The sequence below is a fragment of the Pigmentiphaga soli genome (genome assembly GCF_039541095.1).
Lineage (GTDB): Bacteria > Pseudomonadota > Gammaproteobacteria > Burkholderiales > Burkholderiaceae_B > Pigmentiphaga > Pigmentiphaga soli.
This window is the reverse complement of sequence record NZ_BAABFO010000030.1, coordinates 19,217-34,265: the sequence shown is the minus strand read 5'-3', so window position 1 is coordinate 34,265 and position 15,049 is coordinate 19,217. Positions and strand designations below refer to the sequence as shown.

Below are 15,049 nucleotides of genomic sequence, written 5' to 3'. Positions count from 1 at the left end.
GCGTCGCCGGGCGCTCATTCCCGCTTGCCGGCCGCCTGCCAGAAAGGCTCGTAATCCGGCGTCCGCTTTTCCAGGAAGGCGCCGAACCCTTCTTCCCATTCGGCCGGCACCATCTGTCCGAGCAGCCCATGCAGGCCGTCCCAGTCGTCCGGCGCGATCCGTCCGAGGTTCCGCTTGACGGCCGCCAGCGCGCCCGGCGGCGCCGACACGATGTCGTTCGCCCATGCCAGCGCGGCATCCAGGGCCCCTTCCTGCGGCACCTGGCGGTTGACCAGGCCCATCGCCAGCGCTTCGTCGCAGGAAAGCTTGCGGCGACTGAGGATCAGGTCGAGCGCACGCCGCCGGCCCACCAGCTCGGGCAGGCGCAGCAGCGCGGTGCGCGGCAGCACCCCGAGCCCCAGCTCCGGCAGCATGAACCGCGCTGCCGGCGTGGCGATGCAAAGGTCGCACGACAGCACCAGTTCCACCCCGCCCCCCATCGCCAGGCCGTCCACCAGGCACAGCACGGGCCGCGGATCTTCCACCAGGGTGCGGAACAGCGTGATCGGCGTCGCCATGCCCGGCTGCCGCGGCGTTTCCGGCCGCAGGGAACCGCCTTTGAGCATTTCCTCGATGTCCGCCCCGGCGCAGAAATGCTTGACCCCGGAGGCGATCAGCAAGGCCCGCGCTCCGGCCTGCCTGCTGCGCTCGACCGCGGCCAGGACTGCCCGCACCTGGGCCGGCGCCAGGGCGTTGTAGCGGGACGCGTCCTGCATCGCGACCACGCCGACGTGCCCGCGCATGGAGAAGGAAACCCTGTCGTTTTCGTTCATCTGAACCGCCTCCCGTAAAAACTCATCGTTGTTCGCCAAGACCGAGCAGGTTGTCGATCAGCGCCCGGCAGGACCGCCCCTCGGCGATGATCCATTCGGAAAATGCCGTCACGGCATCGCGCTGCGACCTGTCGGGCGTACTCAGCAGACGGTAGTCGCCATAGCGCGAAGAATAGGCCTTGAACGGGCAGACCAGCGTGCCGGCCGCGACCTCGTCGATGATCAGCGCGGCCGGCACGATCGCCATCCCCATGCCGTTGAGCGCCGCCTCGATCGTGTAATTCAGCGTTTCGAACTTCAGCGACTGCGCCGGCGGCATGTCTTCGCAGCCCATGCTCTTGAGCCAGTCGCGCCAGGCATCGGGGGTCGTCTCGCTCTGGATCAGGGTATGCCCGACCAGTTCCCCCGGGGACTGCAGCGGCGAACGCTCGACGACCGCCGGGCTGCACACGGGCAGCAGCCGCTCCGGCATGAAGGCTCGGCAATGATAGCGGGCGTCGTCGGCCGGCAGGCGCCTGATGGCCATGTCGACATTGCCCTTGCCGAGGTCCACGGGTTCGGTGGACGTGGTGAGCCGGATTTCCACCCCGGGAAATTGCCTCACGAACGGCGGCAACCGCGGGATCAGCCAGCGCACCGCGAAGGTAGGCGGAACGTCGATCAGCAGCGTCTCGGCCGAGCGCTTGCGCATGATGACGCTGGTGGCCAGCGATATCTTGTCCAGGGCGGGCGTGACTTCTTCCATGAAGACGCGCCCTTCCACGGTCAGGACGACTTCGCGGTTGCGCCGCACGAAAAGGGGGTGTCCGAGCCACTCTTCGAGCAGGTTGATCTGCCGGCTGACGGCCGGCTGGCTGAGCGACAATTCGGTGGCCGCGTCCTTGAAGCTTTCCAGGCGCGCGGCCGCCTCGAACACCCTGAGCGCGTTCAGCGGAGGCAGCAGGCGGGCGCGCTTGCGGACATGCTTGCGAGACGGCATGAATCGGTCGGGAGCGGGTTCCGCCGGCGATCGATCGGTATCTCCGAAGCAGACATGGGCCGGCGCGCTCATGGCGCGCGCCGCCCCGGTCAGCATTCCGTGCCCAGCAACGCCGTTGCCTGGCTCGCCAACCGCCCCCCGTTGCCGTGGCAAAGCGCGACCTTCGCGCCGGCAACCTGCCGCGCTCCTGCCATGCCACGCAATTGCGTGGCTGCTTCGATAAGCGTAAAGATACCGTACATGCCGGGATGACAGCACGACAGGCCGCCGCCATTGGTGTTCACCGGCAGCTCGCCCCCCGGGGCGATGCGCCCGCCCGCCACGAAGCTGCCGCCCTCGCCCTTGCTGCAAAAGCCGAGGTCTTCGAGCGCGAGGATCGGGTTGATGGTGAACGCGTCGTACAGCTGGAGCACGTCGACGTCGGCCGGCCGCAGGCCCGCCATCCCGAACGCCCGGCGCCCCGACTCGGTGGCGGCGGTCACGGTCAGGTCTTCCATCTGGTCGACCTGCATGTGCCAGTGCGCAACGCCGCCGCCCAGGAAGAATGCCGGCGGCGCCGGGAAATCGCGCGCGCGGTCGGCGCGCACCATCACGACCGCCCCGGCGCCGTCGGTCACCAGGCAGCAGTCGCGGCTGGTCAGCGGATCGCTGACCAGCCGCGCGGCGGTCACCTGGTCGATGCTCAGCGGATCCCGCATGAAGGCATCGGGATTCAGGCGCGCCCAGGATCGCGCCGCGACGGCCACTTCGGCCAGCTGCTCGCGGGTGGTCCCGTATTCGTGCATGTGGCGGGCGGTGGCCAGGGCGTAGCTGGTGATCGGATGGCGCGGCCGGTACGGCGCCTCGTAGCCCTGGTTGCCCGACTTCGCCTGCAACTTGCCGAGCGCCGTGCGCTGGTTGCTGCCGTAGCAGATCAGCGCAACGTTGCACAGCCCCGCCTGCAGCGCCGCGGCGGCCGCCAGCGCATAGGCCACGAACGAGGCGCCGCCGATGCTGGAACTTTCGGAGAAGGCCGGCCGCAGGCCCAGGTACTCGCCCACCGACAGCGCCGGCTGCGGATGGACGGCCGTATTGGTGAACAGTCCGTCCACGTCGCGCAGGCGCAGGCCGGCGTCCGCCAGGGCGCCCTGTACCGCCTTGCCCAGCAGTTCGATCGAAGTCCATCCGGGCGCCTCGCCCAGCCCCGCCGTCGCCACCCCCACGATGGCCGCCGCTCCGCGCAGTGATCGGGCCATGGCGTCACTCCGGCACGAAAACGAGCATGGCGTCGGCGCCCTCGCCGCGGACCCTGGCGCGCACCCGCAAGCCGATCTCCACCGCCGCGGGCGGCATGCCGTCGACCCGCGACATGAGCCGCGGCCCTTCGTCGAGCTCGACGATGGCCACGTTGTAGTCGCCGCCGTCCTCGGCCTTTCTGCGCACGACCGTCGTCGAGTACACGCTTGCGCCACCCGCCGGTACTGCCCATCCCAGCTGCGGGCTGCCGCAGTGACGGCAGCCGGTACGGGGAAAAAAGCCATACTTGCCGCAGGCCATGCATTGCTGGATCAGGAATTCCCCGGACCCCAGCGCCTCGCGCCATGTCTTTTCCGGCCCCGCTGCCTCGCTGCCCGCCATGCGCGATGCCATCGTCGTATCCCTGCTCATTCGACGGTGATTCCCGCTTCCTTGATGATCGACGTCAGCTCGCGCCGCTCGTCCAGCAGGAAGGCCTTGAACTGGGCCGGCGAATCCGCCACGACGTCCCAGCCCTGCGCGGCCAGCCGCTCCTTGACCTCCGGATCGTTGAGCGCCTGCCGCGCCGCGTCATTGAGCTTGGCGATGACGTCGCGCGGCGTGTTCTTCGGCACCAGCAGCCCGAACCAGGAGCCGATCGCGAAGTCGATGCCGGACTCGGCGAAGGTGGGGATGTCGGGATAGTTGCGCGAACGCCTGGCGCCGTCCTGGGCCAGAGCCCGCAGCCGCTTGTCCTTCAGCGCCTCGGCCACCGAGGTGGCGGTGGTGAACAGCACCTGGGTTTCGTTGCGCAGCGTCGCCAGGCTGGCGGGGCCGTTGCCCGAGTAGGGCACGTGCGTCATTCTCACGCCGGTGCGCTTCTGGAATATCTCGGCGGCCAGGTGCGGCGTGCTGCCCGCGCCGTACGAGGCGTAGTTGACCACGCCCGGCCGCGCCTTCACATAGTCGACGAATTCGGCCACCGTCCTGACCGGCAGGCTCGGGTTGACCACCAGCATGACGCTGGCGTTGGTCGTCATGGTGACCGGCTCCAGGTCCGTCATCGGCGCATACTCCAGGCCGGAGAACAGCGCCTCGTTGGTGGTCAGGTTGCGGCCGCCGATGAGTACCGTATAGCCGTCGGGCCTGGCGCGCACCACCTGCATCGTCCCGATGTTGGTGGCGGCGCCGGGCTTGTTGATGATCACGATGGGCTGCCCTAGTATCTGGGACATGCGGGCCTGCATCGAACGGGCCACGATGTCGGTGGCGCCGCCGGGCGTGAAAGGAATCACCATCTCAATGGGGCGATTCGGGTAATCGGAATCCGCGGCCGCCTGCCCATGCAGGGCCAGCGCCGCGAGCGCGGCGCCGATCCTCGCGGCGCCTCCTGCCAGCTTCACCAACATTGTCGTCTCCTCGCTGCCGCATGGTTGCGGTCATGTCGTTATTCGTGATGGCCGCTCAGGCGTCGCGCAGCCGGGTGTACCCAACCAGCGTAAGCTCGGCGCCGGCTACCGTGCCGGAGACCTGGCCATCGTCGTCCAGTGCCAGGGTGAATTCGTCGCCGGGGCACGTGCCTTTCAGGTATTTGTGCTCGAACTCGCCGCGGCGGCAGAAATCGGCGCCGTACCGCTGCATGGCCAGCCCGATGGCGAAGCCCGACAGCAGCAGCCCGTGGGCGATCGCCCCCCGGTAGCCCTGCCCCTTCGCGTAGCTGTCGTCGTAGTGGTTGGTATCGTGGTCGCCGTTGACGCGGCCGTAGCCGTCGATGACTTCCTGCGTGATCCGGATGGTTCTTTCCATTGAGGTCTCCTGTCGTTCATTCTGGCCAGATGCAGCCGCGCTCGGCGCTGGCGATCAGCTCGCCGTCGACGGTGCGGAACTCTGCGGCATGCACGTGCACCAGCCGGCCCCGGCGTTCGTACTTGTCCTTCAGGTAGCCGGTAGCGACGATGTCGAGGTCTTCGTCCATCCACAGGGGGCGATGGAACGACCACTTCTGGCGCGTGACGATGCCGCCGTCCTGCGGCCGGTAGGTATTGGTCAACACCGCCGCCATGTAGGGCGCCAGGGTCAGCGGCAGCGCGGCCTTGCGCCCGTCGACGTCGTAGCCGTCGGGATCGGCCTGCACGGCGGCCGCGTATTCCTTCATGAAATCCCTGGTCAGGGTGAAGCGGATCGGATTGAGCTTCTTGCCGATCTCCAGGTCGGCGAATCGCGTGCCGAGCACAGCGTCTTCTTTGGGCCTCAGGTCGATGGGGCGCGTCATGTCAGTCTCCAGGATGGCATTCGTATACCGCTTGGCTTGCGACCAGCGAGTCGATCTGCGGCTCGCCATAGCCGCAGACCTCGCGCAGGACTGCGCGGGTGGATTCCCCGCGGCGCGGGGGATAGGAAAGCGTCGGCGCATCGCCGCACTTGAACGGCGAGCCCAGGAAGCGCATGGGTTCGGCCGTGCGCGGATTGGCCATCGTTTGCACCATGCCGCGCAAGCCGGCCACCGGCTGCTGCAGGGCCTCGGCCACGTTCATCACCGGCGCGCAGGGCACCCTCGCCTCCTTCAGCGGCCCGAGCCACTCGGCCAGCGTGCGGGTGGCGAAGATGGCGCGCAGCTCGGCGGTCAGCGCGTCGAGGTTGCCCACCCGACGCGGCAGGTCGACGAAGCGCGGGTCGGCGCTCAGTTCGCCGTGGCCGACCGCCGTGCACAGGCGGCGCCAGAAGTCTTCCGTGCCGGTCGAAATGGCGATGTAGCGGCCGTCCGCGCATCGGTACGCATCGCTGGGCGCGCCGATCCGGCGCTTGGCGCCCATCGCCCGCGGCACCTCGCCCGACACGAAATAGTTCTGCGCCTGCCAGGTCAGCAAGGCCAGCTGGCAGTCGAGCAGGGAAATCTGCATGCGGGTGGCCTTGCCCTCGCGCAGCGCGCGCAGCAGGCCGCTGCATACGCCCAGCGCCAGGTACAGGCCGCCCGCCAGGTCGCCGATCTGGTTGCCGACCCGCACCGGCGCTCCGTGCTCCTCGCCGGTGATGCTCATGATGCCGCCCTGCGCCTGCACGATCAGGTCGAAGGCCGGCGCCCGCGCGTACGCCCCCTCGTCGTGCACGCCGATCAGCTCACCCACGCAAATGCGGGGATTGATGCCCTTGAGCGTCTCGAAATCGATGCCGAGCCGCTTCGGCACGTCGGGGGCGAAGCCATACAGGACCACGTCGGAGGCGCGGACCAGGTCGTAGAACACCTGCCTGCCCGCATCGGATTTGAGATCGATGGCTACGCCCTTCTTGCCCCGGTTGACCGACAGGAAGATGGCGGAATCGCCGTCGAAGAAAAATGGCGGGGAGGCCCGCGACTGGTCGCCCTCCGGGCTTTCGACCTTGATGACTTCGGCGCCCAGCTGCGCCAGCAGTTGTCCCGCGAATGGACCGCCCAACACCCAGGTCAGGTCGAGGACACGAATTCCCTCGAGCACAGCGTCTCCTCATTGGAAGTTTTCGACTTCTCGGAGAAAAAATTCTGTGCGCCCGCGCCGGGCCTGACAATTGATGTTTTTTGGCGGTCGCTTGCAAGAAACGGAAGCGATCGCCGCCGGCTACCGCGGGGGCGGCGCCGGTTCCCGCGCCTCGTCCATCAGCATGCGCTTGACGTAGCGGTAGTAGGTGACCTCGGCGTTCGAAACGGCCAGCATGAAGCCATGCCGGCCGTCGAGGAAGCCGCGCCGCAGCAGGTAGGTGCGCAGGAAGGCCCACAGGCCGTGGCCGATGGCCGCGCCCAGGCCGCCGCGGCGGCCGCGGGCGGCCAGCGTTTGCGCGCCGGCGGTGGAATAGCGGTTGACCTTGTCGAGCACCGATTCCAGGTCGCGGTAGCTGTAGTGGATCAACGGCTGGCGCAGCCGGCGCACTGCGCCGTCGGCGATCACCCGTTCGTGCACCGCGTGGTCGCTGAAGCGCGCGCGGCCGCGGCGGAACAGGCGCAGCACGCGGTCGGGCCACCAGCCGCCGTGCCGCATGAAGCGGCCGCAGTACGACGACAGGCGGGGCATCTCGTAGGCGTCGGCGGCCGGGTCGGCCAGCGCGGCGCGGATCTCGGCGGCCAGTTCCGGCGTGACGCGCTCGTCGGCGTCGATCGACAGCACCCAGTCGCCGGTGGCCAGTTCGAGCGCGCGCTGCTTCTGCGGGCCGAAGCCGGGCCAGTCGGCCGTCTGCACCACCCGCGCGCCGTGGGCCTGCGCCAGCGCCACGGTATCGTCGGCGCTGCCGGAATCGACCACGATCCACTCGTCGGCGAAGGCGGCGGAGGCCAGGCATTCCGCGATATTGGCGGCTTCGTTGCGGGTGATGACGATGACCGACAGGCGCGGGCCCGGCGCCGCGCCGCGGCTTGCCGGATCGGGGCCACCAGCCGGCGCCGGTGCGCCACGTCCGGCCGCCGTGGGCTGCCCGGTAGGATCGCCGGGCTCAGCGGTCACGGTAGGCCAGTTCCACGTCGCCGGGAGGAATCCACTGGGTCAGCTGCTGCACCAGCGTGTCGGCGATGCGGACCCGCCATTCCTCGCCCAGGCGCACCGCGCAGCGGGCGTCGCCGCGCGAATAGACGATCTCGACCGGGGTGCCGGGCAGGCCGTTTTCCGGCTCGGCGCGGAAGGGATTGAGCACCGCGCGCAGGCGCTCGGCGTCGGCATTGCCGTTGAGCGTGATGCGCAGCGCCTGCGCGTGCGCCTCGCGCGCCATCTGCAGGTCGAACAGGGATTCAGCCACGATGCGCATGCCGCCGGAGTATTCGTCGTTGCTGACCTTGCCCTGCACCACCAGCAGCGAATCCTCGCGCAGCCGCGCCCGGTGCTGTTCGTACAGCTCATTGAAGACGGAGATCTCGAGCTGGGCGGTGCCGTCGTCCAGCACCGCGAACAGCATCTTGCCGCGGCGGGTCATCTGGGTGCGCACGCCGGCCAGGATGCCGGCCATCCATTGCAGGTCGCGGCCGGGCTGGATGCGCGCCAGCGGGGTCTTGACGAAGCGGCGCACCTCGTCTTTGTAGGCGTCGAACAGATGGCCGCTGAAGTAGAAGCCGAGCGCCGATTTCTCGTGGCCCAGCAGCTCGCGCTTGTCCCAGGGCGGCACCGACACCAGCTCGCCGCCGATGTCGGAGTGGTCGTCGCCGCCGAACAGCGAGGATTGCGAGGCCGCGCGCGCGGCCTGCTCGGCGCCGTCCATCGCCGTGCCGACCGAGGCCAGCAACGCGGCGCGGTCGGGGTGCAGCGAGTCGAAGGCGCCGGCCTTGATGAGGGCCTCGATGGTGCGGCGGTTGACGGTGTGGCGGTCGACCCGGCGGCAGAAGTCGAACAGGTCGGTGAACGGCCGTTCGCCGCGCGCGCGGATGATTTCCTCGACCGCGGCCTGGCCGGTGCCCTTGACGGCGCCCAGCCCGTAGCGGATGGTGCGCGGCGGCCGGCCCTTTTCGGCATGGGCATCGCGCACCGGCTCGAAGCGGTAGCCCGACAGGTTGACGTCGGGCGGCAGCACCTTGACGTCGTTGGCCACGGTGTCGGCCCAGAAGATCTGGACCTTGTCGGTATCGTCCATGTCGGACGACATGGTGGCCGCCATGAATTCGGCCGGATGGTGCGCCTTCAGCCAGGCCGTCTGGTAGGCGATCAGCGCGTAGGCCGCGGTGTGGCTCTTGTTGAAGCCGTATTCCGCGAACTTCTCCATCAGGTTGAACAGCGTGACGGCCAGGTCGCGGTCGTAGCCTTTCTTCTCGGCGCCTTCCTGGAAGATCTCGCGGTGCTTGGCCATTTCCTCGGGCTTTTTCTTGCCCATGGCCCGCCGCAGCAGGTCGGCGCCGCCCAGCGTGTAGCCGCCGATGATCTGCGAGATCAGCATCACCTGTTCCTGGTAGACGATGACCCCGTAGGTGCTCTTCAGGGTGGCTTCCAGGTCGGGATGGAAATATTCGGCCTTGGCGCGGCCGTGCTTGCGGTTGACGAAGTCGTCCACCATGCCCGAGCCGAGCGGGCCCGGGCGGTACAGCGCCAGCACGGCGATGATGTCTTCGAAGTTGCTCGGCTTGAGCTTCTTCAGCAGTTCCTTCATGCCGCGCGATTCGAGCTGGAACACCGCGGTGGTGTTGCCTTCGGTCAGCAGCCGGTAGGCGCCCGGGTCGTCCAGCGGCAGCGCCATCACGTCGAAGTCGCGCTTGTCGGCATTGAACTCGCGCACGTAGCGCACGGCCCAGTCGAGGATGGTGAGGTTGCGCAGGCCCAGGAAGTCGAACTTGACCAGGCCCACGGCCTCGACGTCGTCCTTGTCGTACTGCGACACCGCGGTCTGGCTCTGGCCGGGCTGGCAGTACAGCGGGCAGAAATCGGTCAGCTTGCCGGGGGCGATCAGCACGCCGCCGGCGTGCATGCCGATGTTGCGGGTCAGCCCTTCCAGCGGGCGCGCCAGGTCGATCAGGGCGCGCGCTTCCTCGTCGTTGTCGTAGCGTTCCTTGAAGGCGGGCTCTTCCTTCAGCGCGCGTTCCAGGTCCCAGGGGTCGGCCGGCGAGTGCGGGATGATCTTCGACAGGCCGTCGCAGAACAGGTAGGGCAGGTCCAGCACGCGGCCGGCGTCGCGGATCACCGCCTTGGCGCCCAGCGTGCCGAAGGTGGCGATCTGGCTGACGGCGTCGCGGCCGTAGCGTTCCTTGACGTAGTCGATGACCTTGTCGCGGTTGTCCTGGCAGAAGTCGATGTCGAAGTCGGGCATCGACACCCGCTCCGGGTTCAGGAAACGTTCGAACAGCAGGTCGTAGCGGATCGGGTCGATGTCGGTGATGCCCAGGCTGAAGGCCACCAGCGAACCGGCGCCCGAGCCCCGGCCCGGCCCCACCGGCACGCCGTTGTTCTTGCCCCAGTTGATGAAGTCCTGCACGATCAGGAAGTAGCCCGAGAACCCCATGCTGACGATGGTTTCGCACTCGCGCGCCAGCCGGGCCTCGTATTCGGTCCGGCGCGCCTCGCGCTCGGCCGGGTCGGGGAACAGCATCGGCATGCGGCGCGCCAGGCCTTCCTGCGACAGCTGCACCAGGTACTGGTCGAGCGTCACGCCTTCGGGCGTGGGGAACAGCGGCAGCTTGGGATTGCCGAGCTCCAGCGTGAGGTTGCAGCGCTGCGCGATCGCCAGCGTGTTGGCCAGCGCCGACGGCACGTCGGCGAAGCGCGCGGCCATCTCTTCGGAAGACTGCAGGTATTGCTCTTCGGTGAAGCGGCGCTGGCGGCGCGGGTTGGCCAGCAGCTCGCCTTCGGCGATGCAGACCCGCGCCTCGTGCGCGCGGAAGTCGTCGCGCGTCAGGAACTGGACCGGGTGGGTGGCCACCACCGGCAGCCCCAGCTCGGCCGCCAGCCGCATCGCCGCCTGCACATAGGTTTCGTCGCCTTCGCGGCCGGCGCGCTGCAGCTCGATGTAGTAGGCGCCGGGGAACATGGCGGCCCACATGCGGGCGTGCTCGGCGGCCGCGGCCAGGTTGCCGGCCTCGATCGCCTGGCCGACGTCGCCCTGGCGGCCGCCCGACAGCACGATCAGGCCGTCTCCCAGGTCGCGCAGCCATTCCGCGCGCAGTTCGCTGCGGCCGCGATGCTGGTTGCCCAGGTAGGCCCGCGTGAGCAGTTCGCACAGGTTCAGGTAGCCCTGGCGGTTGCGCACCAGCAGCAGGACGCGATGGGGCTTGTCGCGGTCGGCGTCGTTGCTGAGCCAGGCGTCGCAGCCGGCGATCGGCTTGACGCCCTTGCCGCGCGCGGCCTTGTAGAACTTGATCAGGCCGAACAGATTGGCCAGGTCGGTCAGCGCGACGGCCGGCTGCTCCATCGCGGCCACGCGCTTGACGAGGTCGGGAATGCGGACGATGCCGTCGACCACCGAGAATTCGGAGTGGACGCGCAGATGGACGAAGGAAGGAGTGGGGGGCGAAGACATGGGGGGCATTTTATCCCCGCCGGCCGGGCGGCGGGGTAGACTAGTGGCACGTCCCCGTTTCCGGAACGCTGCACCGTGGCCCTTCCCCTGGCAGAAATCGTGACGCTGGCCAATATGCTGGTCGACGTCTCAGGCAGGCTGTACGAAACCTATCGCAAGCGCAAGCGGCAACCCTTGCCCGACCTGCAGGCCGGCGCCGACACGCAGCTGGCCGCGCTGCACGAGCACGTGCAGCAATTGGAAGCCGCGCAGGAAAAGCAGGCCGAGCTGGCGATGCAGTTGAGCGAGCAGTTGCAGGAGCTGAGCGTCGCGCTGGCGCGCCAGGCGCGGATAGCGCGCGCCGCCATATGGCTGGCGGGCCTGGCTCTGGCGGCGGGCGCGACGGCGCTGGCGGCCGCCTGGCCGGCCTGACGCCCGTCGGCCCGCCGCGGCAAGCCGGCGAACCGGGCGCGCCCTGAAGGACGCCGGCCGGCCTGCGTCAGACGCCCAGACTCCTGCGCGGATCGAACGCCAGTTCCTGCGCCATCTTTTTGTAGGCCTGCCGCGCCTTGTCGGTATTGGCCGGCGGCAGCACCACCTGCAGTTCCACGTACAGGTTGCCGGGCGCCTTGCCCGGAATGCCGCGGCCGCGCAGGCGCAGCTTGCGGCCGGTCTGCGAATTGGCGGGCACGTCCAGGTCCACCGGCCCTTGCGGCGTCGGCACCCGCACCGTGGCGCCCAGCGCGGCCTCCCACGGTGCCACCGGCAGCGTCAGGGCCAGGTCGCGGCCATCCACGCGGTATAGCGGGTGGGGCTTGAAGCGGACTTCCAGGTACAGGTCGCCATTGGGACCGCCGCCGAAGCCGGGCGAGCCCTGTCCCGCCAGCCTGATCTGCTGGCCTTCCGCCACCCCGGCCGGGATCGAGACGCTGAGCGTGCGTTCCTGCAGCTGCGGCCGCCCGCGGGCGTCGGCGCTCATGCCGCGCAGCGTGATTTCCCGCGTGGCGCCGTGCAGCGCGTCTTCCAGGTCGATGTCGATGATGGCGTGGGTGTCTTCGCCGCGCGCCCGGAACTGGGCCGAGGCGCCGCCCCGGCGCCCCCGGCCGCCGCCGAACAGGGACGAGAAGAACTCGCTGAAGGCCTCGTCGTCCACGCCGCCGCCGGTGCTGCGGAATTCGAAGCCGTGGTCCCAGCCCGGCGGCGGCTGGAAGCCGCCCCCGGCCGACACGCCGGCCGCCAGGTTGTCGTAGGCGGCGCGCTTTTCCGGGTCGCGCAACACCTGGTAGGCCTCGTTGACGTCGCGCATGCGCTGCTCGGCATCGGCCTCTTTGCTGACGTCGGGATGGTATTTGCGCGCCAGCTTGCGGTAGGCGCGCCGGATGTCATCGTCGGTGGCTCCGCGCTCGACGCCGAGGATTTCGTAATAGTCCTTGAACTCCATGGTCGGCTCGCGAAAAGGTTGGAAGCCGGTCCGCGACGTGGCGCCGCGACGGCTCGCTGTTACCGTGCAGTTTAGGGCGCAGTGCAACATTTTCAATGCCGCCGCGCCCTGGCCTGCGCCCCGCCGCGTGGCGTATGCTGTGCGGCGCCATGACTTACACCGGCCGTTTCGCCCCCAGTCCTTCCGGCGCGCTGCACCAGGGTTCGCTGGTGGCCGCGCTGGCCAGCTATCTCGACGCGCGCGCCCACGGCGGGCGCTGGCTGGTCCGCATCGAAGACATCGACGCCCCGCGCGTGGTGACCGGCGCGGCGGGCCTGATCTTGCGGCAGCTGGCCGCGCTGGGCCTGCGCTGGGATGGCGAGGTACTGTACCAGTCCGCCCGCAACGCCTGCTACCGCGCCGCATTCGATACGCTGCGCGCGGCCGGCCATGTATATGGCTGCGCCTGCACCCGCAAGGAAATCGCCGATTCGCTGATCCAGGCGCGCGGCGCGCTGCCGGTGGGCGAACTGCCCTACCCCGGCACCTGCCGCGGCGGCATCCCGGGCGGCCGCCCGCCGCGCGCGTGGCGGCTGAGGGTGCCGCCCGGCCCGGTACGCTTCGACGACCGCTGGCTGGGCCCGCAATGCCAGGACGTGGCCCACGAGACCGGCGACTTCGTGCTGCTGCGCGCCGACGGCCTGTGGGCCTATCAATTGGCGGTGGTGGTGGACGATGCGGCCCAGGGCGTGACCGACGTGGTACGCGGGGCCGACCTGCTCGGTTCGACCGGCCGGCAGCGCGTGCTGCAGCGCCTGCTGGGCCTGCCCGAGCCGCGGATGATGCACGTGCCGCTGGTCGTCAACGCGCTGGGGCAGAAGCTGTCGAAACAGACCGGGGCGCCGGCTATCGATACGGACAGGCCGCTGGCGGCGCTGGCGGCCGCGTGGGGTTTCCTGGGCTTCGCCCCGCTGGCGCAGCGGGGCAGCGGCGTGGCGCAATGGCTGCAAGACGCGACGCGGGCGTGGGCGGCGCGGTGGAAGATCGCGGTGCGCCACTGAGCGCAGCGCGCGGCGGCCTGCCCGCCGCCGGGTTTCCCGCCATGCATCTCCTGCGGAGGTTCGGATCCCCCGGAGAGCACCGGGAAAAACAGGCCGCTCAGGCCTTCTTGCCGCCGCCCAGCAGCGCGGCCAACGGCCGCTTGGGCGTCTGCCTGGAGGCGGATTCGGCGTCGCGCGTTTCGGCCGCCGCGGCGGGCTGCGACGGCTCGTAAGGGCGAAGGAAGAAATCGTCGACCGGCGGCGCGCTGGGCCGGCTGTCGTGGCGGCCCTCGTAGCGGTTGCGGCCTGGGCGCGCGTCGCGGTCACGCTCGCGGCCGCGCGCCGGGCGATCGTCGCGGGCGAAGTGGCTGCGCGCCGGCGCCGGCAGGTCGAGCTGGCCGCGCGGCACCTCCCGCTTGATGAGCTTTTCCACGTCGAGCAGGTAGCGTTCCTCGTCGGCCGTGAACAGCGAGATCGCCTCGCCCGAGGCGCCGGCGCGGCCGGTGCGGCCGATGCGGTGCACGTAGTCTTCGGGGTTGTGCGGCAGGTCGTAGTTGATGACGCAGGGCACGCCGGCCACGTCCAGCCCGCGCGCGGCCACGTCGGTCGCCACCAGCACTTCCAGTTCGCCGGCCTTGAAGGCTTCCAGCGCCTTCATGCGGTCGGCCTGGGTCTTGTCGCCGTGGATGGACTCGGCGCGCACGCCGTCCACCTCGAGCTGGCGCGCCAGGCGGGCGGTGCCGATCTTGGTGTTGGAGAACACGATCACCTGCTTGAGCCCGCGCGACTTCACCAGTTGCACCACCGCCGCCCGCTTGGATTCCGACGGCAGCTTGTAGGCGATCTGGGTGACGGTGTCGGCGGTGGCGTTGCGCGCCGCGACTTCGATCTCGACCGGCGACTTCAGGTAGGAGCGCGCCAGCTTGCGGATCTCGTTGCTGAAGGTGGCCGAGAACAGCAGCGTCTGCCGCTGCTGCGGCAGCAGGCGGATGATGCGCTCCAGGTCGGGCAGGAAGCCCATGTCGAGCATGCGGTCGGCCTCGTCCAGCACCAGCATGCCGACCTGGCCCAGGTTGATGGTCTTCTGCTCGACGTGGTCCAGCAGGCGGCCGGGCGTGGCGATCAGCAGCTCGCAGCCGCGCCGCACCTGCGCCTTCTGCGGGGCGATGTCGACGCCGCCGAACACCACCGCCGCGCGCAGCGGCGTGAATTCGCTGTAGCGCTTGACGTTGTCGGCCACCTGGTCGGCCAGTTCGCGGGTGGGCGTAAGAATCAGCGCGCGCACCGGGTGGCGCGCCGGCGACGCGCTATTGTTGGCCAGCGGCATCAGGCGATGCAGGATGGGCAGCGTGAAGGCCGCGGTCTTGCCGGTGCCGGTCTGGGCTGCGCCCATGACGTCGGCGCCGTTCATGACCGTGGGAATCGCCTGGGCCTGGATCGGCGTGGGGACGGTGTAGCCGGTGGCGGCGATGGCCTTGAGGATGTCGGGATGCAGGCCGAAGTCGGCGAATGAAGCGGGTCCGGATACTGCGGTATCTGTCATGATTGGCGGACCGCCATATTGCGCGCTGTCAGAAGGCGTAGTGTGGCGATCAAATTCCAGAAAAATCAAAGACTTAGATTTTACAGCACATTGGCGGCCGGCGCGATG

General features: G+C 69.4%; 14 protein-coding genes. 2 read left to right on the top strand and 12 right to left on the bottom strand.

The genetic code is table 11. From position 1 onward, the window contains the following. Positions 1 to 14 precede the first annotated feature (14 nt). From ABD927_RS21685 to dnaE, 10 genes are all read right to left on the bottom strand, one after another. Positions 15 to 812 carry an enoyl-CoA hydratase/isomerase family protein gene (locus ABD927_RS21685; RefSeq protein ID WP_345251955.1) on the bottom strand — a complete coding sequence of 266 codons (798 nt, stop codon included), beginning with the start codon at positions 810 to 812 and terminating at the stop codon, positions 15 to 17. Positions 813 to 834: 22 nt separating this feature from the next. Further along, positions 835 to 1,791 (bottom strand): transcriptional regulator GcvA, encoded by a 957-nt coding sequence (gene gcvA, locus ABD927_RS21680; protein ID WP_345251954.1) that lies wholly within the window; start codon positions 1,789 to 1,791, stop codon positions 835 to 837. 89 nt (positions 1,792 to 1,880) lie between these two features. Next, on the bottom strand, positions 1,881 to 3,026 hold the full coding sequence (locus tag ABD927_RS21675; RefSeq protein WP_345251952.1) for an acetyl-CoA acetyltransferase: 1,146 nt from the start codon (positions 3,024 to 3,026) through the stop codon (positions 1,881 to 1,883). A 4-nt stretch (positions 3,027 to 3,030) separates the two neighbouring features. Further along, entirely contained in the window at positions 3,031 to 3,438 is a 408-nt protein-coding gene (locus tag ABD927_RS21670; protein ID WP_345251951.1) for a Zn-ribbon domain-containing OB-fold protein, read from the bottom strand. Next, positions 3,435 to 4,415 carry a Bug family tripartite tricarboxylate transporter substrate binding protein gene (locus ABD927_RS21665; protein WP_345251950.1) on the bottom strand — a complete coding sequence of 327 codons (981 nt, stop codon included), beginning with the start codon at positions 4,413 to 4,415 and terminating at the stop codon, positions 3,435 to 3,437. The genes ABD927_RS21670 and ABD927_RS21665 overlap by 4 nt, the downstream gene beginning before the upstream one ends. A gap of 55 nt (positions 4,416 to 4,470) precedes the next feature. Then, positions 4,471 to 4,812, bottom strand: a complete 342-nt coding sequence (locus ABD927_RS21660) for a MaoC family dehydratase (protein WP_345251949.1) — start codon at positions 4,810 to 4,812, stop codon at positions 4,471 to 4,473. 16 nt (positions 4,813 to 4,828) lie between these two features. Next, positions 4,829 to 5,278 (bottom strand): hypothetical protein, encoded by a 450-nt coding sequence (locus tag ABD927_RS21655; protein WP_345251948.1) that lies wholly within the window; start codon positions 5,276 to 5,278, stop codon positions 4,829 to 4,831. 1 nt (position 5,279) lies between these two features. Then, the gene (locus tag ABD927_RS21650; RefSeq protein WP_345251947.1) at positions 5,280 to 6,479 is read right to left on the bottom strand and encodes a CaiB/BaiF CoA transferase family protein; all 1,200 of its coding nucleotides are present in this window, start codon (positions 6,477 to 6,479) and stop codon (positions 5,280 to 5,282) included. 120 nt (positions 6,480 to 6,599) lie between these two features. After that, positions 6,600 to 7,361, bottom strand: coding sequence for a glycosyltransferase family 2 protein (locus tag ABD927_RS21645; protein WP_345251982.1), 762 nt, complete (start codon positions 7,359 to 7,361; stop codon positions 6,600 to 6,602). Positions 7,362 to 7,464: 103 nt separating this feature from the next. Further along, complete coding sequence (gene dnaE, locus ABD927_RS21640) at positions 7,465 to 10,959, bottom strand: DNA polymerase III subunit alpha (protein WP_345251946.1); 3,495 nt, start codon at positions 10,957 to 10,959, stop codon at positions 7,465 to 7,467. Between the two features lie 75 nt (positions 10,960 to 11,034). Here dnaE and ABD927_RS21635 point away from each other — a divergent pair, with 75 nt between their 5' ends. Beyond that, positions 11,035 to 11,370, top strand: coding sequence for a hypothetical protein (locus tag ABD927_RS21635; RefSeq protein WP_345251945.1), 336 nt, complete (start codon positions 11,035 to 11,037; stop codon positions 11,368 to 11,370). Between the two features lie 67 nt (positions 11,371 to 11,437). Here ABD927_RS21635 and ABD927_RS21630 read toward each other — a convergent pair whose 3' ends face one another. Next, entirely contained in the window at positions 11,438 to 12,379 is a 942-nt protein-coding gene (locus ABD927_RS21630) for a DnaJ C-terminal domain-containing protein (protein ID WP_345251944.1), read from the bottom strand. A 149-nt stretch (positions 12,380 to 12,528) separates the two neighbouring features. Between ABD927_RS21630 and gluQRS the strand changes: the two genes are divergently transcribed. Continuing rightward, the gene (gene gluQRS, locus ABD927_RS21625) at positions 12,529 to 13,419 is read left to right on the top strand and encodes a tRNA glutamyl-Q(34) synthetase GluQRS (protein ID WP_345251943.1); all 891 of its coding nucleotides are present in this window, start codon (positions 12,529 to 12,531) and stop codon (positions 13,417 to 13,419) included. 97 nt (positions 13,420 to 13,516) lie between these two features. On the opposite strand, the gene ABD927_RS21620 is transcribed toward gluQRS, so the two are convergent. Next, the gene (locus tag ABD927_RS21620) at positions 13,517 to 14,941 is read right to left on the bottom strand and encodes a DEAD/DEAH box helicase (RefSeq protein WP_345251942.1); all 1,425 of its coding nucleotides are present in this window, start codon (positions 14,939 to 14,941) and stop codon (positions 13,517 to 13,519) included. Positions 14,942 to 15,049: the final 108 nt, after the last annotated feature.

Excerpts from the sequence above, each read along its gene's own strand:
- ABD927_RS21675 (WP_345251952.1), bottom strand. The coding sequence starts at position 3,026 with ATGGCCCGATCACTGCGCGGAGCGGCGGCCATCGTGGGGGTGGCGACG.
- ABD927_RS21620 (WP_345251942.1), bottom strand. The coding sequence starts at position 14,941 with ATGACAGATACCGCAGTATCCGGACCCGCTTCATTCGCCGACTTCGGC.
- gcvA (WP_345251954.1), bottom strand. The coding sequence starts at position 1,791 with ATGCCGTCTCGCAAGCATGTCCGCAAGCGCGCCCGCCTGCTGCCTCCG.
- ABD927_RS21685 (WP_345251955.1), bottom strand. The coding sequence starts at position 812 with ATGAACGAAAACGACAGGGTTTCCTTCTCCATGCGCGGGCACGTCGGC.
- dnaE (WP_345251946.1), bottom strand. The coding sequence starts at position 10,959 with ATGTCTTCGCCCCCCACTCCTTCCTTCGTCCATCTGCGCGTCCACTCC.
- ABD927_RS21665 (WP_345251950.1), bottom strand. The coding sequence starts at position 4,415 with ATGTTGGTGAAGCTGGCAGGAGGCGCCGCGAGGATCGGCGCCGCGCTC.
- ABD927_RS21655 (WP_345251948.1), bottom strand. The coding sequence starts at position 5,278 with ATGACGCGCCCCATCGACCTGAGGCCCAAAGAAGACGCTGTGCTCGGC.
- ABD927_RS21660 (WP_345251949.1), bottom strand. The coding sequence starts at position 4,812 with ATGGAAAGAACCATCCGGATCACGCAGGAAGTCATCGACGGCTACGGC.
- ABD927_RS21670 (WP_345251951.1), bottom strand. The coding sequence starts at position 3,438 with ATGAGCAGGGATACGACGATGGCATCGCGCATGGCGGGCAGCGAGGCA.
- ABD927_RS21630 (WP_345251944.1), bottom strand. The coding sequence starts at position 12,379 with ATGGAGTTCAAGGACTATTACGAAATCCTCGGCGTCGAGCGCGGAGCC.
- gluQRS (WP_345251943.1), top strand. The coding sequence starts at position 12,529 with ATGACTTACACCGGCCGTTTCGCCCCCAGTCCTTCCGGCGCGCTGCAC.